The 20645-nt window shown below is 34.8% G+C and carries 18 protein-coding genes; all 18 read right to left on the reverse strand.

From position 1 onward, the window contains the following. Positions 1 to 158 precede the first annotated feature (158 nt). Entirely contained in the window at positions 159 to 1421 is a 1263-nt protein-coding gene (locus tag D8M04_RS06385) for an ABC transporter substrate-binding protein (RefSeq protein ID WP_121522075.1), read from the reverse strand. A gap of 565 nt (positions 1422 to 1986) precedes the next feature. After that, entirely contained in the window at positions 1987 to 3240 is a 1254-nt protein-coding gene (locus tag D8M04_RS06390) for an ABC transporter substrate-binding protein (RefSeq protein WP_121522076.1), read from the reverse strand. Positions 3241 to 3291: 51 nt separating this feature from the next. Then, the gene (locus tag D8M04_RS06395) at positions 3292 to 4926 is read right to left on the reverse strand and encodes an acetate--CoA ligase (RefSeq protein ID WP_246001138.1); all 1635 of its coding nucleotides are present in this window, start codon (positions 4924 to 4926) and stop codon (positions 3292 to 3294) included. Positions 4927 to 5258: 332 nt separating this feature from the next. After that, positions 5259 to 6032, reverse strand: coding sequence for an SDR family oxidoreductase (locus tag D8M04_RS06400; RefSeq protein ID WP_121522077.1), 774 nt, complete (start codon positions 6030 to 6032; stop codon positions 5259 to 5261). A 61-nt stretch (positions 6033 to 6093) separates the two neighbouring features. Further along, entirely contained in the window at positions 6094 to 7239 is a 1146-nt protein-coding gene (locus D8M04_RS06405; RefSeq protein WP_121522078.1) for an acyl-CoA dehydrogenase family protein, read from the reverse strand. 240 nt (positions 7240 to 7479) lie between these two features. Beyond that, complete coding sequence (locus D8M04_RS06410; protein WP_187695413.1) at positions 7480 to 9093, reverse strand: long-chain fatty acid--CoA ligase; 1614 nt, start codon at positions 9091 to 9093, stop codon at positions 7480 to 7482. A gap of 107 nt (positions 9094 to 9200) precedes the next feature. Next, positions 9201 to 9944: an SDR family NAD(P)-dependent oxidoreductase gene (locus D8M04_RS06415; protein WP_121522079.1), complete on the reverse strand. Its 744-nt coding sequence runs from the start codon at positions 9942 to 9944 to the stop codon at positions 9201 to 9203. 118 nt (positions 9945 to 10062) lie between these two features. Next, the gene (locus D8M04_RS06420) at positions 10063 to 11331 is read right to left on the reverse strand and encodes an ABC transporter substrate-binding protein (RefSeq protein WP_158595085.1); all 1269 of its coding nucleotides are present in this window, start codon (positions 11329 to 11331) and stop codon (positions 10063 to 10065) included. 59 nt (positions 11332 to 11390) lie between these two features. Beyond that, complete coding sequence (locus tag D8M04_RS06425; RefSeq protein ID WP_158595086.1) at positions 11391 to 12647, reverse strand: ABC transporter substrate-binding protein; 1257 nt, start codon at positions 12645 to 12647, stop codon at positions 11391 to 11393. A 72-nt stretch (positions 12648 to 12719) separates the two neighbouring features. Continuing rightward, positions 12720 to 13421 carry an ABC transporter ATP-binding protein gene (locus D8M04_RS06430; protein WP_121522082.1) on the reverse strand — a complete coding sequence of 234 codons (702 nt, stop codon included), beginning with the start codon at positions 13419 to 13421 and terminating at the stop codon, positions 12720 to 12722. Further along, on the reverse strand, positions 13405 to 14181 hold the full coding sequence (locus tag D8M04_RS06435; protein ID WP_121522083.1) for an ABC transporter ATP-binding protein: 777 nt from the start codon (positions 14179 to 14181) through the stop codon (positions 13405 to 13407). Before D8M04_RS06435 ends, D8M04_RS06430 begins: the two co-directional genes overlap by 17 nt. Continuing rightward, a complete protein-coding gene (locus D8M04_RS06440) occupies positions 14168 to 15157 on the reverse strand; it encodes a branched-chain amino acid ABC transporter permease (RefSeq protein ID WP_246001158.1) in 990 nt (329 codons plus the stop codon). Before D8M04_RS06440 ends, D8M04_RS06435 begins: the two co-directional genes overlap by 14 nt. A gap of 9 nt (positions 15158 to 15166) precedes the next feature. Further along, positions 15167 to 16033, reverse strand: a complete 867-nt coding sequence (locus D8M04_RS06445) for a branched-chain amino acid ABC transporter permease (protein WP_121522085.1) — start codon at positions 16031 to 16033, stop codon at positions 15167 to 15169. A gap of 110 nt (positions 16034 to 16143) precedes the next feature. Continuing rightward, complete coding sequence (locus D8M04_RS06450) at positions 16144 to 17682, reverse strand: class I adenylate-forming enzyme family protein (RefSeq protein WP_121522086.1); 1539 nt, start codon at positions 17680 to 17682, stop codon at positions 16144 to 16146. A 19-nt stretch (positions 17683 to 17701) separates the two neighbouring features. Continuing rightward, positions 17702 to 18640 (reverse strand): MBL fold metallo-hydrolase, encoded by a 939-nt coding sequence (locus tag D8M04_RS06455; RefSeq protein ID WP_121522087.1) that lies wholly within the window; start codon positions 18638 to 18640, stop codon positions 17702 to 17704. A 58-nt stretch (positions 18641 to 18698) separates the two neighbouring features. Further along, complete coding sequence (locus D8M04_RS06460) at positions 18699 to 19100, reverse strand: acyl-CoA thioesterase (protein ID WP_121522088.1); 402 nt, start codon at positions 19098 to 19100, stop codon at positions 18699 to 18701. Positions 19101 to 19192: 92 nt separating this feature from the next. Beyond that, positions 19193 to 20179 carry an NADPH:quinone oxidoreductase family protein gene (locus D8M04_RS06465; RefSeq protein ID WP_121522089.1) on the reverse strand — a complete coding sequence of 329 codons (987 nt, stop codon included), beginning with the start codon at positions 20177 to 20179 and terminating at the stop codon, positions 19193 to 19195. 22 nt (positions 20180 to 20201) lie between these two features. Next, positions 20202 to 20642 (reverse strand): hypothetical protein, encoded by a 441-nt coding sequence (locus tag D8M04_RS06470; protein ID WP_121522090.1) that lies wholly within the window; start codon positions 20640 to 20642, stop codon positions 20202 to 20204. Positions 20643 to 20645: the final 3 nt, after the last annotated feature.

The following is a 20645-nucleotide window of genomic DNA, read 5'->3' on the forward strand; positions in this document are numbered from 1 at the left end:
AAATTTTATCTTTATAACAGAAACTACACTGGCCTGTCTTCATAAAAAAAGCAATAATGTAATTGGGTTCATTTCAAAATGCAAATATATATTTTTATACATTATTCATTTAAAGAAGAACAGAGACATGAGCCCTGTTCTTTTTTACTTACCTTCCTTTATTCATAAGTTACTTTCTCAGTTTCAATATCATAATGCATTCTCTGTAATAATGAGTGATTGCCGTCTATTGCTTCCACTATAAATAGAGTTGTATTTCCATAACGATGTTCTGGAGTATACGTAATAGATGGGTAGAATGTTTCTTCCCAATTCTCAAATGTATTCATTTGAGAAAGAAAATTCTCCCATGTTAATTCGTCACCCGAACGCTTAACACCTTCTGCAAATATCTTAGCCATACTCCAGCCCTGTTCGGATAGAAAACCTAAATCAGACTCTGAAAAATCTTTCTTCATACGCTCCACATACAAGTCATAATCGACAACTTCACTTTTATCAACCGCTGTGTACTTAGTTGTAATTATTCCTTCCCAAACTTCCTCTCCAGCCACCTCAAATTGGTGCATATCTGCTCCTCCATTACTATTCACAAAAAAAGGAATCTCAGTTAGATTTCTGTTATACATTTCTTTCCTTAAATGTGCAGCAGGACTTGGTGTAGAAAACATGAGAATTACATCAGGATCAGCATCTATTATCTTTTGTGTATGACTGGAAAAATCTACATCAGAAGCAAGAAATGGAATCTCTTCTGCAATTTCAATTTCTGGAAATTCTTCTAAAGCCTCTTTTGCATATGTTAAATTATCTATACCAAAATCATCATTTTGATATAAAAGCACCACCTTTTTAGCATCAAGTTTATCAGCTGTATAATGGACCATCATGTTTGTTTCTATTTTGTAATTAAAGGTTGTTGCAAAAAAAGTAGGGATAGGTGGTTCTACAAATTTATTTGCTCCAGTAGCCAAACCAACAACAGGTACACCTGATTCTTCTAAAAGAGATTGTGAAGCATTAATATTTGCAGTACCAAGTGCCCCCAACAAGGAAAACACCTTATCCTCTTCAATTAATCTCTGCATGTTTTGTAAAGTTTTTGAAGGTTGGTATTCATCATCATAGGCAATAAGTGTAATCTCTCTTCCATTAATACCACCATTTTCATTTAAATGGTTAAAGTATGCCTGCATCCCTTTTCGTACATTATCATAGTCGGCAACAGGTCCAGTTTGCGGTGCTGAATTTCCAACAATAATCTCATCATCTGTTACACCTTGTGCATACTTTGAACTATTAGAACTATTATCGTTTTGGCCACTACTCTCCACTGTTGTTCCATTCTGCGCACAGGCAGTTACAAAAAATAACATTACAATAACAAATAGTAATACAAATAACCTATTTAATGTTTTCATTCTTCATTGCTCCTTAGTAGTTTTTTGGTCTAAATAACGAATATAATATTCTGTACTCAATTACCCCACTCTTCGTAGTCCTAACATTCTGAAAATAATGTTGATAAGTAATTTCTTATTATAATTTTCCACTAGTTTTTCATATTTCTTATTCTTAAAAAATTTTCTTTTGTATATTACCAAATTGATCATAGTTGAAAGGCGTATGACTCGGATCTGTACTCATCCGAATTTACTTCTAATCTCAAGCAATAATGGGATCGATAATCAATTTAAATTGAGCAACTAGCCTTTTGGAGATATAAAACTGAGATTTGTTTTTCATTTATTTGAGTTAAAATAAGATGGTATAATCCGTCCAGCTTTTCTTAGTTTCCATCCCATAATGTGGTGTGGAAGTCTTTGATTCCTATTAAAGATTTAATTTTACATCTTTTTTCTCTGTCTGAATGATCGAACAAATTATTAGCATAATACTTAAAATTTTATCATTCTAAGTTAACCCATTCTTCCCTTCATACATTTCCACTTTAAAGAACTATATTAATTTATACTTCTACTATTTCTATTGATATACAACTTCCTCTGTATCTGGATTATAATAAACTTGTTCTAATAAAGATAAATCATTATCCTTTGCTTCTACAATATATAGGGTAGTCATGCCATACCTATGTTCGGGAGTATAAGTTACCTCAGGGTAAAATGTTTCCTCCCAGCCATCGAAGGTTTCCATAGTATTTATAAAGTTATCCCATGATAAATCATCCCCAGCACGTTCCAATGCTTCCACAAAGATTTTCCCAGTACTCCAGCCCCCTGCTGTCAAAAATCCGATAGTATCTTCAGAATAATCACTAGTTATCCTTTCAGCATACAAGTCATAATCAACTACTTGACTTTCATCAATTGCTACGTTTGTAGAAGTTATGACTCCTTCCCAAACTTCTTCACCTGCTACATTAAACTGATTTAAATCTGCACCACCAGTAGTATTAACAATAAAAGGTATGTCTGTAGCATTCATATTGTATAATTCCTTCCGTAACTGTGCTGCAGGTGCAGGTGTGCTAAACATAAGGATTGCATCTGGTTCAGAATTTAAAACCTTTTGGGTATGTGATGAAAAATCCGTATCTGACGCAAGAAATGGAACTTCTGCTGCAATTTCTACTTCGGGAAATTCTTCCAAAGCTTCTTTTGCATACGTTAGATTGTCCATTCCAAAATCATCATTTTGATAAACTAAAGTAACTTTTTTAGCATTAAGTTTGTTAATCGCATAATCTACGAGCATTTTAGATTCAATTTTATAGTTAAATTGTGTCGCAAAAAAATTCTCAATTGGAGGGTTTACAAACTTGTCGGCGCCAGTATTTAACCCAACTACAGGAATTCCAGATTCAACTAATAGAGATTGAGCTGCATTAATGTTAGCTGTTCCTATTGGACCTATTAAAGCAAAAACTTTATCTTCTTCAATTAACCTTTGTGCATTTTGTAGTGATTTTGATGGTTGATATTGATCGTCATAAGCAATTAACTCAATTTCCCTACCATTTACTCCTCCATTCTCATTTACATAATCAATATAGGATTGTATTCCTTTCCGGACATTATCATATATAGCAACTGGACCAGTTTGCGGTGCTGAAGTTCCAACTATAATCTTATCGTCCGTAACTCCTTGTGCATTGCCATTCGTTGATTTATTCTCTTCACTATTCCCACTAGTGGATTCACTTTCTGCACAGGCAGACACAAAAAGAAGAAGAAGAATTAATATTAACACCTTATAAGTGTTCTGGATAAGTTGCATGAAAAGCTCCCCCTCCGAAATTATCTTAATATCTAGAATTAATACTTTTATTTAACTTTGCGAATAATTTTCATACTCCCGTTTCTTCAATAAATAACGTTGTGTCTTACCACTTTGAGTCTTAGGAAATTCATTAATAAATTCAACTTCCCTAGGATATTGATGTTTGGATAGCTTGTTCTTAACAAATAAACTTAACTCTTCTTTAAGTTCTTCAGATGGTTCATAATCTTCATTTAGAACAATAAATGCCTTTACAATTTCACCTTTTGTTTTATCTGGTTTACCTATAGCTGCTGCTTCTAATACTGCAGGATGTTCCATTAAACTGGCCTCTACTTCTGTTGGTCCGATCCGATAACCTGCACTTGAAATCACATCGTCTGCACGGCCTTGAAACCAAAAATAGCCATCTTCATCTTTTCTGGCCAGATCGCCAGATAAAAACAAATTCCCAAGCATTTTCTCTTTTAATTTTTCGGAATTATTCCAATAGCCCCCAAAACCAGTGATCTCATTTGAAATATCTAGTGCTATTTGTCCTGCTTCTCCTTGATTAACAGGATTCCCCTGTCCATCTACTAATGCAATGTTATATCCAGGGATAGGTAAACCCATTGACCCTGGTTTTACTTCCATATCTGTAATATTGTAGTTATTTACAATCATCCCTATCTCTGTAGCACCATAGTGGTCATATATTGCTCTTCCAAAATTTTGCTTAAAAAATTTTACTACTTCACCATCTAGTGGTTCACCCGCACTACTAAATTTCCTTACTTTTACATTATATTTTTTTGATGTTTCTACACCTAAAGCCATCATCATACGGTATGCAGTTGGTGCATATGCAAAATTTGTTACTTGATATTCATCTAAAATCTGGTAGACTTTTTCTGCTTCGAATGGGCCTTTATAAAGAACAACTTTAGCACCAAAATTTAATGGACCTATTGTACATGCTACTAATCCGAAAGACCAACCTAAGTCAGCCCCACCGTAAAAGATATCATCCTCTTCTATGTTTAAGGCAAATTTATAATAAGGAAAAAGGCTATATACACTTTTATGCTTAGCTATAGCTCCTTTAGGTAAACCTGTTGTTCCTGATGTGTATTGAATAATAGCAGTATCATTACCTAAAGTTTTTTCTATTACATAATCACTTGAAAATGAATCTACAAATTCCCAAAAGGTTTTTCCATCTTTTGTAATGCCATCAGCTAAAAGTATTTCAAATGATAACTTCTGATCTTTTAATTTGCTTACTTGTTCTTTATTTGTAAGAAGTAAACTTACTCCTACATCTGTTAATCGGTGCATGATCGCATCTGGACCAAAGGCAGTAAATAAGGGGACATAGATAGCTCCTATTTTAAAAGTAGCTAAAATAGTGATAACTAACTCCATATCTTTTCCCAAAAGACCTGCAACACGATCTCCTTTATTAATACCCATTGATTTCAGTCCATTAGCCATTCTATCAGACTTTTCTTTTAACTTAGCAAAAGTCCACTCTTCTTTTTTACCCGTTTCATCTTCCCAGTAAATTGCAACTCTATTTGGATTAGTAGCCCAACGATCACATATTTCATTCGCAATGTTCATTTCTCCATTAGGATTCCCATCGTAATACGATTTGATTTCATCCCACGAATACTTACTTACAAGCTCCTCATATTTCACTTGTTACCACTCCTTTAATAAATAGATTATTATTTAAAACTTGAATGATAATTCAAGTTTTATAAAATGGGATATTACAATAGAATTCTTATGTTTTTCATATTTATTAATAGTTTTCTTATGGTTGATTTATAGTAAGATAACGGAAATGTTAATCAATGTAATGAAGTTTTTGATAGCGGTTACAATATAGATGAACGGTAATTTGATATTTTAATTCTATATGTTTTAAAAACTATTGTAAAGTATATTATGAAGATTATAAATATTTATAACGATAATATAGAAATTCCCTGAAACAACGAATTGCATTGTTCAGGGAATATTTAAATTTATACTGCGTGCATTCCACCATCTACTGCTAATATTGTTCCAGTTACATAATTAGAAGCATCAGAAGCTAGGAACAATGCTGAGCCCTTTAAATCTGCATTGTTTCCTAATCTATTTAATGGAGTGAGTTCTAAGATTTTTTCCTCTGCTTGCTCAAGTACCCCTTTAGACATCTTAGTAGGAAAAAAGCCAGGAGCTATTGCATTTACATTGATATTATACTGTCCCCACTTCGCTGCTAAATCCCTAGTAAAGTTTACTACCGCTCCCTTACTAGCATTGTAACCTATTGCGTCTAAATAACTTGGATCAGCTCCTGTTAATCCTGCAACAGATGCTATATTTATAATCTTTCCTTGTTTTTGATTAACCATTATTTTCCCCACTTCTTGACTCATAAGGAAAACCCCGTTTACATTTACATCCATTACTTTATTCCAGGCCTTTAATGGCATTTCTAGTACGGGAGCCCCCCAAGAGGCTCCGCTATTATTAACAAGAATGTCTATTTTCCCAAAATGATTATATGTTTCTCTAACGACTCTTTGAATATCTTCCTGTTTTGTAACATCACAAGCAAAAGCAAGGGAATCCACACCCATTTTTTTTAACTTGTCACTCATTTCTTGACATGCATCTAAGTTTCTAGAGCAAACTACCACATTAGCGCCCGCTTCAGCGAAACTTTCAGCTATTTGTGCCCCGAGACCTCTTCCACCACCAGTTACTATGGCCGTCTTTTCATTTAATTTAAATAAGTCGTATACATGCATACGAATATTTCTCCTTTTTTCACTATTGACTTCTAAAATATTATTGGCGTATTTATCTCAGCTATAGACCTATATTTTTTGCAATGATTACCTTCATAATCTCATTTGAGCCTGCATAGATCGAATTTACCCCCACATCACGGTATCTTCTAGCAATCTCATATTCTTCCATATATCCATACCCACCATGAAGTTGCATACATTCAATCGCAACGTTCTGTGCTAAATCTGTTGTCCACCATTTTGCCATAGAAACTTCATTCACTACATTTTTTCCTTCAATGTGATCAACAATTAAACGATCTACAAAAGTTCGCCCAATAGTGGCCTGTGTCTGCATTTCCGCAATTTTAAACTGAGTATTTTGAAACTTACTAATACTTTTACCGAATGCTTGCCGCTCTTTTACATAATCAATGGTTATATCTATCATTCTTTGAACAGAGGCTAAACTTTGGATGGAACACATTAATCGTTCTTGCTGTAATTTCTCCATTAAATAATAGAATCCTCTACCTTCCTCTCCAAGCAAATTTTCCTGTGGAACGCGAACTTCCTCGAATATTAGCTCACTCGTATCATTAGCACGTTGCCCAACTTTATTCAGTTTTTTACCTTTCTTAAATCCTGGTGTTCCTTCTTCAACGACAATTAAGCTCATTCCTTTATGAGGTGGATTTGCATTCGTATCTGTTTTGCAAACAACAATTACTAAATCCGCAGAATAACCATTTGTAATAAACGTCTTTTCACCGTTAATAATATAGCTATCGCCATCTTTAACAGCAGTAGTTCGCACTGCTGCTAAGTCTGAACCCGTACCTGGCTCTGTCATCGCAATAGCACTAATCATATCTCCAGTCGTAGCTTTTGTTAACCAGCGTTCCTTCTGTTCCTCGGAACCAAATGATTGGATATAAGGAATAACTATATCATTATGAAGACCAATTCCACCTATTCCACTTGCCACTTTCTCAAATTCCTCAGCTATTACAACAGCATAACCAAAATCTGCACCTAGTCCACCATATTTCTCATCTACTGCAGGTGCTACAAAGCCTTGCTCTGCTGCCTTTTTCCAGAAAGTTCTTGGTACTTGTTTTTCATTCTCCCATTCTTCCAAATATGGTATTGCTTCTTTCTCTAAAAATTTTCGTACAGACTGTCTGAAAATTTCATGTTCTTCTGTTAATATCTTTCTTTCCATATGGCACTCTCCTTATAGTGATTTCGATTAATGAAAACGGTATCATTTTTCTAAAATTCTATGACATTGGGAACATAATAATTCTTAATATTAATTCTATTTGTTCATTTTTTAAATGTCAAGTAAATATTCTAAAAATTCAACCCTATTATTAATAGAATATAAAAAGGTATGAGAATAAAATTCCTCATACCTTTTTATTTACTTAACGTACATTACTGGCTATATTTTATTAAAAGCCTATAACGTTAATTGCTTTTCAACCTGTTCCCTTAGTTTTACTTTTAGGAATTTACCAACAGAGGTCTTCGGTATTTCATCAATAAATAGTACTTCATCAGGTAACCACCATTTAGCAAACTGTGGTCGCAAAAATTCAATAATATCGTCTTTCGTAATTTGATGTTGCGGTTCATCTTTTAAGACAATACAAGCAACAGGTCTTTCCTGCCATTTTGGATCAGGAACAGAAACCACACAAGCCTCAAATACAGATTCATGTGCCATAATTGCATTTTCTAAATCAACGGATGAAATCCATTCTCCACCACTCTTAATCAAATCTTTCGTACGATCTACAATTTTAACAACACCTTCCTCATCGACGGTCACAACGTCACCAGTATGTAACCATCCACCTTGAAAAGCGTCCGAATTGCGATCCCCTTTATAATATGAATCTGCAATCCATGGTCCACGGATAAGTAGTTCACCCATATCTTTACCATTAGGCTGCACTTCTCCATTTTCATTCACAACTTTTATTTCAATTCCTGGGACCACTAAACCTTGCTTCGAGAGAATTTCTAAACGTTCATCAACCGAAAGATCGGTCTGATAACTTTTAATTCGAGTAACTGTGACCAGTGGAGATGTTTCTGTCATTCCATATCCATGTAAAAATGGAATACCATATTTTGACTCATACGTATGAATCATCCCTTTAGGTGCTGCCGATCCTCCACATAATAAGGCGCGTAAACTACTAGTATTATAGGAACCTTGTTCAAGTTCCTTTAATAAACCTAACCATATAGTTGGAACACCTGCAGAAAAAGTTACCTTATATTTTTCTATCATTTCAGCAATTATCTTTGGTGTCATATTTGGACCCGGTAAAACTTGTGTTGTTCCCATCCATGTTGCTGCAAAGGGCATACCCCAAGCATTTGCATGGAACATTGGAACTACTGGTAAAATTATATCCGATTCGGATAAACCAATTGTATCTTTCATGCCTACTGCCATACTGTGCAAATAGATCCCGCGATGGGAATACACTACACCTTTTGGCTTTCCTGTAGTACCAGATGTATAACATATCCCTGCAGGATCATTTTCTTCAATTTCTGCAGAAAATTCATAGGTACTTTCCGCCTTATCTAATAATTCTTCATAGGAATAAACTGGTTGTAGGGAGGTTCCTGGGAGTGTTTCATTATCTGTCATGACAACAAAAGCTTCTACAGTATTTAATTCATCTTTAATACTTTCTATTAGTGGTAGGAGATCTTCATCGATTAATAATACTTTGTCTTCTGCGTGGTTTATAATATAAATCAGATGTTCTTGAGATAGTCGGATATTTATCGTGTGTAGAACAGCACCTATACTAGGAACGGAAAAATATGCTTCTAAGTGGCGATGATGATTCCATGCAAATGTTCCGACACGATCACCTTTCTTTACTCCCAAGGATTCAAGTACACTTCCTAATCGTTTCATTCTACTTACTATCTCTTTATAAGTGAATGTTTGCACTCCTATTTGGGTCCGAGAAATAACTTCCTTCTTAGGAAAATACTGCTCCGTTCGTTTAATCATAGAATCTAAAGTTAATTGTGTATCCATCATGATACATTCCTCCTTTATCTTCAAACTATTTGTAAACGTTTACTTTATAATGTGATTTTTGAATTTTTAGAATAATGAAGTCAAGTGTAATACAAAAGTTAGCAATCTTATATATTTAGTGTGCCTCCATCAATCACTAGTGTCTCACCTGTAATAAAAGATGCCTCATCCGATGCTAAAAATAATACTGCATTAGCAACTTCTTCAGGGCGACCAATTCTTTTTAACGCATTTGCTGTAGACAATACAGGCCATTTTTTAGCTTGCTTCCATTCATATACCATCGTGGTATCAATTATTCCAGGAGCAATCGCATTTACACGGATGTTTTGTCTGCCAAATTCAGTAGAAGCTGACTTTGTTAAAGCAATCACACTACTCTTTGTAGCAGAATAAGCAGATACTAGCTTCTGTCCTTTAATTCCAGCAACGCTTGCTGTATTAATGATAGAACCTCCAGGATTCATTTTCGGAATAGTATATTTTAGTCCTAAAAATACCCCATTTAGATTGATATCTACTATTTTATTCCACTCATCTATTCCTACATCAGGAATCTTTTTCTCGTGCATAATAATTCCAGCATTATTGAATAATATGTCGATTTTTCCGAAAGCCTTGAACGTATTATCTATCATATTTTCTACTTCTTCTGGCTTCGTCATATTCGTAATTGTATAGGAAGCATTCACACCTTTGTCATTTACTAAATTTGCCGTTTCGACAGCTGATTTTTCATCCAAATCTACTATCATTACTTCCGCACCTTCTTCTGCAAAACGTAATGCAGTTGCTCTACCTATTCCACCGCCCCCACCTGTTATAATTGCTACTTTGTTTCTTAATCGCATCTAATCTTCCTTTCACTTTTTATGTATGAAAATCATAGTTATAGTTCTAATTCCCATAACTATGAATTATTGTAGAGAATTATTACTTAAGGGGGGATCTCCCCCTAAGTAATAACTCTTAATCGTACGTAATTTCACCTGTTGCAGGATCATAGTGAATCTTATCTGTAACTGGTATAATTTTTCCATTAGATGCTTTTGTAATATATAGAGAGGTTAACCCATAATGGTTATCCGGACTGAAAGAAACCGCTGCATACATAGAATCTTCCCATTGATCTAACGTGTATACTGCTTCAACGAATTTATCCATTGTCAAATCTTCACCAGCACGATCTAAAGCTTCAACTAATACTTGTCCAGCTGCCCAACCATACTGTGCGAAGCCATCCACTGGGATATCTGGGAAATCTTTTTCCATTTGCGCAGCATAGGTTTGGATATGCTCATCATCTGGAGCAGATGATGGGTTCAAGAATGGTGAAGAACTAATCGTTCCTTCCCATGCTTCAGCTCCTGCTAATTCAAATTGATTCGTATCTCCGCCACCAGGACCTGTTACAAGAAATGGAACTTCAACACCCATGTCATACATTGTCTTTTTCAGACTTGCTGTTGCTCCTGCTAGAGAAAAAGATAGAACTGCATCTGGATCTGCATCTCTTATCTTAACTACTTGAGAACTAAAGTCTTCATTTCCGGATACATAAGGAATTTCAGCAACGAGTTCTGCATCATAATTTCCAATCGCTTCCTTGACAGCTTCATATCCTACATTTCCAAAGTCATCATTTTGGTAAACGACAGCAATCTTTTTCGCACCAATTTCGTTAATTGCATAGTCTAATAGAATTTCCGCTTCAATATTATATGCAAGCATCCCAGAACCTAACCAATAAGGGTTATTCTCAGAAGTAAATTGAGGTGCACCTGTATTAACTAGAAAGTTAACCACTTTATTATTTTCATAGTATTCTTTAGCTGCCATACTGTTTGCTGTACCTTGGTTTTGAGTAACTAAAAATACTTCGTCCTCTTCCACTAGACGAGGGGCCAATTGAACAGTTTGGGATGGCTGATATTGATCATCATAGGTAATTAATTCTATCTTTCTACCATGTATCCCGCCATTTTCATTCACATAATTGAAATATGCTTCAATACCGTGTCTACCATATCCATTAATTGCTACAGGACCTGTATGTGGAGATAAGTTACCGATTAGGATTTTGTCATCAGTTACTCCACGTGTTACATATAAATCGCTATCTTCTCCAGTTTTATCATTACCTGTTTCGCTAGTAGAATTACTACTACTTTCATCACTACAAGCTACTAAAATGATAGCTAGAAGTATGCTCACAGTTATTAGATAAATCTTTTTCATATTAATTCCTCCAATAATTACTAAATTTATTAAGAGCATATTTTTACACTTCTAAATTACTATTCCGAAGATATTTCCCCTGTTTCTGGATCATAAGTAATTTTTCCAGTTATTGGTGTGATCTTTCCGTCTTTAGCCTCGGTAATATAGACAGAGGTTAGACCATAATGGTTTTCTTTACTAAAAGAAACTGAAGCGTACATTGAGCCATCCCAATCCTCTAATGTATAAACGGCTTCCACAAATTTTTCCATTGTCAAGTCTTCTCCCGCTCTCTCTAAAGCTTCAACTAAAACTTGAGCTGAAGCCCAGCCAGATTGAGCAAAACCATCTATCGGTAAATCTGGAAAGTCCTTTGCTAACTGCTCTGCATAAACTTTCATTTGCGGATCATCTGGAGCTGATGTTGGGTTAAAGTAAGGTGTAGAACTAATCGTACCCTCCCAAGCTTCTGCACCTGCTAATTCAAATTGATTTGTATTATTACCACCAAGCCCAGTTACAAGAAAAGGTACATCTATCCCTAAATCATACATCGATTTTTTAAGGCTAGCAGTTGGGCCAGATAGAGAAAAAGAAAGTACAGCATCAGGATTAGAATCCTTAATTTTTACAGCCTGTGAACTAAAATCTTCATTCCCTGTTACATAAGGAACCTCTGCAATAATTTCTGCTCCCTCATATTTTCCTATAGCTTTTTTAACAGCATCGAAACCGACATTTCCAAAATCATCATTTTGGTACACAACAGCTATCTTTTTTGCTCCAATTTCATTAATAGCATATTCTAGTAATATTTCTGCTTCGATATTATATACAGTAAGACCAGTACCTAACCAATAAGGGTTTTTAGTTGCTGTAAAGTCCGGAGCACCAGTATTTATGAGAAAACTTACTACCTTATTTTCTTCATAATAATCTTTAACCGCAAAATTATTTGCTGTACCTTGATTTGATAAAAGTAAAAAGACCTCATCTTCCTCAACTAATCTAGGTGCTACTTGAACGGTTTGAGAAGGCTGGTATTGATCATCATAGCTAATTAGTTCTAATTGACGGCCATGAACACCACCATTCTCATTAATATAATTAAAATACGCTTCTGTACCATATCTAGCCGTGCCACTCTCTGCAATAGGTCCAGTATGTGGTGATATGTTACCAATTAGAATCTTATCGTTAGTGACTCCTCGGGTGACATAGAGTTCATCATCATCTTTTGCGTTATTCAGTTGACTACCAGTTGTTGTTTCATTACATGCTGCTAACACAAAAACTAATAAACTAACAAAAAACAATAAACTTATTTTTTTCAATATAACCACCCTTAAAATAATTATTTTGTTTTTCAAATTTTTCGTTAACCCCACATACCATACCTATACCTATTAACCACCTAGATATAGTCTACGCACCTCGTCATTATTTTTTAATTCCTCGGATGTACCCTGAAGTGCAATAGTTCCATTTTCAAGAACATACGAGTAATCGGATATTTCAATTGCTTTATATGCATTCTGCTCAACAATCAGTATAGAAGTACCACTTTTATTTATCTCTTTGATAATAGAGAAAATTTCATTTACTATTTTTGGTGCTAAGCCAAGAGAAGGCTCATCTAATAATAGAATATTAGGTTTCCCCATTAATGCTCTACCAATTGCAAGCATCTGTTGCTCCCCACCACTTAATGTTCCAGCCTTCTGCTTCAAGCGATCTTTTAAAATGGGGAAGTATGAAAAGACTTTTTCCATTTCCTGTTTCACTGACTTGTTTCGTTTATTATAAGCACCAATAATTAAATTTTCTTCTACTGAAAATAGAGGAAATACTCTTCTGTTCTCAGGACAATGAATAACTCCTTTCTTCACAATACTACTAGGAGCTTCTTTAATCATCGATTTGCCATCCATTTCATAAGCACCTTTTTTGGGTTTGACTAGCCTTGATATCATTTTCAAGGTTGTTGTTTTTCCAGCTCCATTTGCACCTAACAGAGAAACAATTTTACCATCATCGACTTGTAAACTAATTCCTTTAAGAGCATTTACATGGCCATAATTAACATGTACATCAGACAAACTGAGCATCTTCTTCCACCTCCCCTAGATAAGCTTCAATTACTACTGGATTATTCTGTACTTCCTTTGGTACTCCATGTGCAATCTTCTCTCCAAAACTCATTACAGTGACAAGATCAGAAATTTCCATTACAAGTGACATATCATGCTCAATAAGTAGCACGGTGTAATTTAATTCCTCTTTTAGTTTTAAGATTAATTGACTAATCTTTTCCGTCTCATTTGAATTCATCCCAGCAACTGGTTCATCTAACAAAATTAATTTTGGGTCAGACATCATCGCTCTACCTATATCAACCATTTTTTGATAACCAAAGGACAGATTAGAGACTTTTTCATATGCCAAATGTTCAATATTTAGCATCTCCATCACTTCATTCGCCTTTTCTCGTGCTATCCTTTCGTCACGTTTTATGGAAGGTAAATTTAATGCAATGCTAAGGATATTCTTCTTCATAATTGGATGTAATCCAGTTAACAGGTTATCCAATACTGTCATTTCACGGAATAACTCCACATTCTGGAAACTTCTAGCTATCCCTCTTTTAATTACTTGATGTGGCTTTAATTTCATTAAATCTTCTCCAATAAACGTTATGGAACCAGACACAGGCTTATAGAAACGGCTAATACAGTTAAAAACTGTTGTTTTTCCTGCTCCATTTGGTCCAATAATGGAATATATTTGTCCTTCTGGAACTTCAAACGAAAGCTTCTTTACCGCTGTCAAACCTGCAAATTGTACGGTGACATCTTTAAATGTTAGCATCCTTAACCATCCCTCCAGTTCGATCTGTTCCTTCTTTAACCGTAATAGGTTGAGACCTTTTCTTAAAAAATTCTGTAATAGATACCAATCCTTTTGGAAGGAATAAAATTGCTAATACCACTGCTATACCAATAATAATATTGTTTAATCCTACAAAGGATCTTGTTAACTCAGGTAAAATAGTGAAAATCACAGCACCAATTATTGCGCCTGGAATAGAGGCCAAACCACCAACTACAACCATAGCCAGTAGTAGAAACGAGGTAGCAAGTGTAAAATCATTCGGACTGACATACCCAAACCAATACCCATATAAACCTCCTGCGATCCCTGTAAAAAAGGCACTTATCATAAACATAACGGTTTTATAAAAAGATAGGTTGACTCCTGTAGACTGAGCAGCAACCTCACTTTCTCGAATTGCAACAAAAGCTCTTCCAAGACTACTTTTTAGGATATTGTGAATAAGCCAAGTAACTAGAACAAGTACCAAAATGATTAAATAAAAAAATGAAAGATTATTAGATAACCAATCCGGTCTACTTACTGCTAATCCAGAATATCCTCCCGTTAAAGAATTCCAATTTAATGCAATTTGTGGAATAGAAATACCAAAACCTAATGTTGCAACAGCTAAGAAATGACCCTTCAATCGTACTGCTGGTAAGCCAATTATTAACCCAATTACTCCAGTTACAACACCAGCAAGAGGAAGAACAACTAATAGTGGTAGTCCCACTTTGGTAGTTAATATAGCGACCGTATATCCTCCTACCGTTAGAAATCCAGCGTGCCCAACGGACATTTGACCACCATTGCCTACCAAAAGATTAAGTGCCATTGCAGTAATTACATAGATAGAGATCATCACAAAAAGTGTGATAAAATATCCTGATTGCCCAAATAAAAATGGATAAACCAACGTGAAACCAACTAATAAGGATAGCAACAAACGTTTATTCGACAATATACCCATCAATTTTCATCACACCTTTTTCATTAATTTTCTTCCACCAAAAAGTCCCTGTGGTCGAACATACAGCACTAAAATAATTAGTAAGAATACAAACACAATTTTCATCTCTGGGGATATATAATAACTAATTAAGTTTTCAAAAACCCCAACTAATAGTCCGCCAAAAATAGCTCCAGGAAGACTTACAAAACCGCCTAATACTGCACCAGCAAATGCAAGAATTAAAACTTCAGACATCATATTTGGACTTAAAAAGGTAAGTGGTGCTGTCATAATTCCTGCTACTCCACCTAGAACACATCCAAAAATCCATGTACCCATAAAAACTGTCGTAACTTTAATTCCCATCAATTCAGATGCCATGGTATCTTGTGATGCAGCGCGCATTGCTAGACCAATTTTTGTGAAACGAAATATAAGGAAAAATACCAACATTAGAATTACTGTGAGGATAATGATTAAAATTTCATTTGCTGAAATAAAAACAGACCCTATTTGAAATGGCTTCCCCTCAATAGCTGTTGGGTAAGATTTTTGTTGATACCCCCAAATTAGCCCCGCTACACCATTAACAACCATAAACAGACCTAGAGTTAATACCACCTGATTTAAATGTGGAGCATTCTGTACTCTTTTCATAAATACGAAGTAAACTGCTAAACCAAAAAATGCAGCAAATAATAACGACAGAAGGAAGGCCGGAACATAGGAAAGGCCATAACTAGTTAACAAAACATAACTAATAAACGTAGAAAACATAGCCATTTCACCATGAGCAAAATTAACGACCTCTGTTGTCTTGTAGATTAATACTAAACCTAATGCAACTAACGCGTAGACACACCCAAATATTAAACCGCTTACAATTATTTGCACTTAAATTACCTCCTTTATATATATTTTAAAAAATATTTAAATATATGAATATTAGAAAAACTGTTGACGCATATAGCTTTAGATATCGCTTATACCTTTTGTTATCCAGTTCAAGCGTTAATCTTTTTTCCAGAATTCAATGCTTCACGCATTTTATACTTTAAGACTTTACCAGAAGCATTCCGAGGTATTTCCACTTCTTCAATAAATTCCACAGGTACCTTATATCCGGCTAAAAATTTCCTACAAAAATCTTTTAAGTCTTGATGATCAATTTTCTCACCTTTTTTCGGAACGATTATAGCTACTACTTTCTCTCCCCATGTTGGATCAGGTAGTCCAATTACAGCAGACTCAAGTAATTTTGGATATTTATACAATACTTGTTCAATCTCAGTAGAGTAAACATTTTCTCCACCAGAAATAATCATATCCTTTTTTCTATCTACTAAGGTAATATATCCATCTTCGTCAATGGTCGCTAAATCTCCTGTATATAACCAGCCATTCTTCAAGGTCTTTTTCGTTTCTTCTGGTTTGTTATAATATCGCTTCATAACCATTTCACTTTGTATAATAAATTCTCCAACTTGACCTGGTAATATATCATTACCATTATCATCAACTACTCTAACCTCGGTATTTAACGATGCCTTCCCCCCTGCCCCCATCTTATATTTATGCTCTTCCGGTAATAAGAAAATACCTGCACCTGGACCACCTTCTGTTTGGCCACACATATTGTAGAATTGATCTGTCCCAAATAGCTCAATTGTTTGTTCTAATACAGCAACGGGCATCGGGGCTGCACCATATCCACATCTTGTTACAGAAGAGAGATCATATTTTTCCTTATTAGGAACCTGTAGAAGAAAGTTATACATGGTAGGAACAGAAAAGAAAATACTAATCTTGTACTTCTCAATAGCCTCTAGAACTTTTTCTGGTTCAAAAGATTGATGAATAACTTGTGTACACCCTAAATAAGTTCCTGTCACCATAAATAGATTTAGCTGTGCTGAATGAAATAATGGTGCAACATGTAGAAGATTATCTCCAGGATTTATTTTCATATTCATTGAAGTATTAAACACAACATGAAGAACACGATGATGATCAAAAAGAGCTCCTTTAGGATAACCAGTTGTTCCAGAAGTATATAAAATTTCGACATCATCCGATTCATCTACGATAACATTAGGATCTATTATATTATCTGTTAAAATTTCTTCATATGCTAGTTGATCATCAAAAGCGTTATTATCTATCGCTACTTTCATATAAATCTTTTCATTTTCCGCAGTGGCATAATTTATCAAAGATGTATAGTCTCCATCAAAAAATACGATACTTGCATCACAATCATCCAAAATGTAAGCTACTTCATTTATAGTAAGACGGAAGTTTACAGGTACAGCAATTGCTCCAACCTTCATAATTGCATAATACACAATCATGAATTTATCCGAGTTCTTCATCATAAACGCAATTTTATCACCCTTCTTTACCCCTTGTTTCAACAAGCCATGAGCAAGCTTGTTAACCTCGTTATTAAACCGTTCATAAGAGTATGTTTCACCTTCATAAATAATTGCTGTTTTATTCGGAATTCGACGTGCATTTCTTGAAAGAGATAAACCGATATCCAACTTTTTCCCCTCCTAATATTTAAAGATAATACCAGTATCGATCATTTTTTATTTCACGATAACACTCGCCTTTTCTTCGGAGGAATTCTAAATGAGCAACCGTTTCTCCAATAGCAAATCTTGTTTCATGGACATTCAACTTCTTATTAAAAAGTTTTTCACTAGTCTGAAATACTGTACTTCCACTCTTAATAATTTCCAATGTCCTATTTAATCTTTCATCGTGGTGATCTTTTATCTCTGCTATTCGTTCATTAGCCCTGTGAAATGGTTTTCCGTGTGATGGTATGACAAAATCTACATTTAACCTCTTAATTTTATCTAACGACTTAAAGTAGGAGCCGAGTGGGTTAGGGTCTCCGTGAAACCAATAAGAAATATTTGGTGTGATTTTTGGTAAAATATGATCAGTAGAAAGCAATGTATCCTTCTCTTCGTTATAAAATGTTACCATGCCATCGGAATGCCCAGGTGTAAAAATGACCTCATATTCAAACTTTCCAATTTGAATTTTTTCTCCATCTTCAAAATGGTGGTTAATGGTTGGATAAGGGGTTACTTGTGCAATAAAATCCTCTGTATTCCCTTTCATTTTATTAGAGATATTAGAAGGAACTCCTGCCAACAAGTAATTTTCTATTAATTTACTTAAAAATTCTTCCTCCCAAGATGTTTTTCCATTATTTGCGTCAATTTCAGTCATTGATACTTGAGCATTATGCTTTTGTTGCAGACCTCCAACATAACCAAAATGATCAGGGTGATAATGGGTTACCAGAATATCTGTAACTTCTTTTCCCTTCAATTCTTCATCCCATCTTTTGACTGTTTCATGGTTATGTATACCTGCGTCAATGACTGTCCAACCATGCTCTCCTTCAGCAATAAAGCAATTAACATGGTTAAGCCGAAATGGAAGGTCCAAAGTTATCATTTTCAATCCAAATTCTTCTAACAAAATAAGTCACTTCCTAACTAAAGATTTAATACTTTTTAAATAGATGATTGCTAAAGACTTAATTTGAAACCAGTCTATTTTCCAAACGACTTCTGACTCCACTAGGAATTGAGATGGTCTTTTGAATCTTATAATCAAAGGCAACTAAAACTGCTGTCCCTTTAGCTATTATTCCATTAGTTTCCTTGTCTTTTAACAGATGCTCTACAGTAAAACTTTTTTTACCTACTCTACTAACTCTTGTTTCTATTTTTAAGATTTGTGCTGCAAAGGCTTGAGACAAGTAATCGCACGTTACAGAAGCTAAAATAAAACTTTCAGCAAGTTCTTTGTTACCACATACTTCATCAAAAAATTTTGTACGAGCCTCTTCAAAGTAAATCAAATAACTAACATTGTTAACATGTCCCAATGCATCTGTTTCACTAAAACGTACGTAAACTTCTATTTCATGGGTCATTCACAAACCTCCATTAAGCTATCTTTATCAAAAGTTGCTAACATCTAAAACCGCATTAATAAAGAACTACCTAGAATGTCACTAAAGATAATTTAAATCCTAACTACAAGCTTTCCCCATGTTTTACTGTTACCTAATAGTTCTAAAGCTTCTTTAACCTGATCAAATTGGAAATCTTTATAAATTAAAGGCTTAATTTTCCCTTCTTCATAAAGTTTCATTAATTCTTCATGCTCTTTTTCTATAGTCTTCTGATCCGTTAACTTTAGAAAATATCCCCAATGTACTCCAACAACAGAATAACCCTTTATTAAAATATGGTTAGTTGGTACTTCCGGAATTGTGCCACTTGCAAAACCGATAACAAGAATGCGTCCGTCAAAAGCTATACATTTTCTAGAACGTTCGAATACTTTTCCTCCTACCGGATCATATATGACATCTGCTCCTTTTCCGTTAGTAGCTTCTTTCACCACTTGTACAAAGTCCTCTTTTAGATAATCAACTCCGATATCCGCACCTAATTCTTTACACACTTTGACTTTGTCTTCGCCACCAGCTGTCGCAATAACAAATGCTCCAGCGGCTTTTCCTAATTGAATAGCTGCAGAACCAACTCCGCCAGCACCTGCATGAACTAGCAGTACTTCCCCTGATCTCAAATTTGCTCTATTATGAAGCGCGTAATAGGAAGTGTGGTACGTAACAAACATCGATGCAGCTTCATCCCAAGGCATAGAATCTGGTATTGGGAATACTTTATTTTCTTTAACGGAAATATATTCTACTAACCCACCATTTGGTAGATCTGGCTGGGCTAATATTCGTTGCCCTTCTTTGTATTTACTCCCTTTGTTTGTTTTCACGACTGTTCCTGACAACTCCGAGCCAATGGTAAAAGGAAGTGGAGGTTTTTCCTGATACTTCCCCTGACACAGTAAAATATCAAAGAAATTAAGTGCTGTTGCTTCTACTTTAATAAGGACCTCATTTTCCTCTAATTCGGGTTTAGCTAACTCTGCTTCTAAAACAAGAGCATCATTTGGATTTCCTAATTCTTTTACTAACCAACTCTTCATACGGTCCCTCCTGACTAATTAGTTATCCAACTAAACTCATTTCAATATCAAGCTGTTTCCTCAATAGAGTTCTACATTCATCTATAAAGGTCTGTGTATTTTCTGGCATTTGATATAGCTCCGTAATAAATTCACTCAAGAGGTTATTTAATTTTTCCCACTTTTTCTTAACATTTTTTATCGTTTTTACTTGTTCCAATTGGATTTGATATCTCTGTATATTACCTGAAATGCCATTGATTGATTTTTCTATTGAATCTAATATTCTAGTTAGCTCTGTTTGTAACAATTCATTTACTTCTATATAAGGCTTGAGGTTTTGTTCCGAATTCACATCAACACTCTTCAATACAGAGATCATAGCTATAGCTTGTTCCTTAGCAACACTTGAATTTAACGATGGGATTATTTCTTCTTTTATCACCTTATTAACTAACTGTAACGTATAAGATTTATCAAACATCAA

It is taken from the genome of Oceanobacillus piezotolerans (assembly GCF_003665065.1).
GTDB lineage: Bacteria > Bacillota > Bacilli > Bacillales > Amphibacillaceae > Oceanobacillus > Oceanobacillus piezotolerans.

Coding starts and splice junctions, on each gene's coding strand:
- D8M04_RS06435 (WP_121522083.1), bottom strand. CDS start 14,181: ATGCTAACATTTAAAGATGTCACCGTACAATTTGCAGGTTTGACAGCG.
- D8M04_RS06405 (WP_121522078.1), bottom strand. CDS start 7,239: ATGGAAAGAAAGATATTAACAGAAGAACATGAAATTTTCAGACAGTCT.
- D8M04_RS06420 (WP_158595085.1), bottom strand. CDS start 11,331: ATGAAAAAGATTTATCTAATAACTGTGAGCATACTTCTAGCTATCATT.
- D8M04_RS06470 (WP_121522090.1), bottom strand. CDS start 20,642: ATGTTTGATAAATCTTATACGTTACAGTTAGTTAATAAGGTGATAAAA.
- D8M04_RS06410 (WP_187695413.1), bottom strand. CDS start 9,093: ATGATGGATACACAATTAACTTTAGATTCTATGATTAAACGAACGGAG.
- D8M04_RS06440 (WP_246001158.1), bottom strand. CDS start 15,157: ATGGGTATATTGTCGAATAAACGTTTGTTGCTATCCTTATTAGTTGGT.
- D8M04_RS06400 (WP_121522077.1), bottom strand. CDS start 6,032: ATGCATGTATACGACTTATTTAAATTAAATGAAAAGACGGCCATAGTA.
- D8M04_RS06415 (WP_121522079.1), bottom strand. CDS start 9,944: ATGCGATTAAGAAACAAAGTAGCAATTATAACAGGTGGGGGCGGTGGA.
- D8M04_RS06390 (WP_121522076.1), bottom strand. CDS start 3,240: ATGCAACTTATCCAGAACACTTATAAGGTGTTAATATTAATTCTTCTT.
- D8M04_RS06385 (WP_121522075.1), bottom strand. CDS start 1,421: ATGAAAACATTAAATAGGTTATTTGTATTACTATTTGTTATTGTAATG.
- D8M04_RS06430 (WP_121522082.1), bottom strand. CDS start 13,421: ATGCTCAGTTTGTCTGATGTACATGTTAATTATGGCCATGTAAATGCT.
- D8M04_RS06465 (WP_121522089.1), bottom strand. CDS start 20,179: ATGAAGAGTTGGTTAGTAAAAGAATTAGGAAATCCAAATGATGCTCTT.
- D8M04_RS06460 (WP_121522088.1), bottom strand. CDS start 19,100: ATGACCCATGAAATAGAAGTTTACGTACGTTTTAGTGAAACAGATGCA.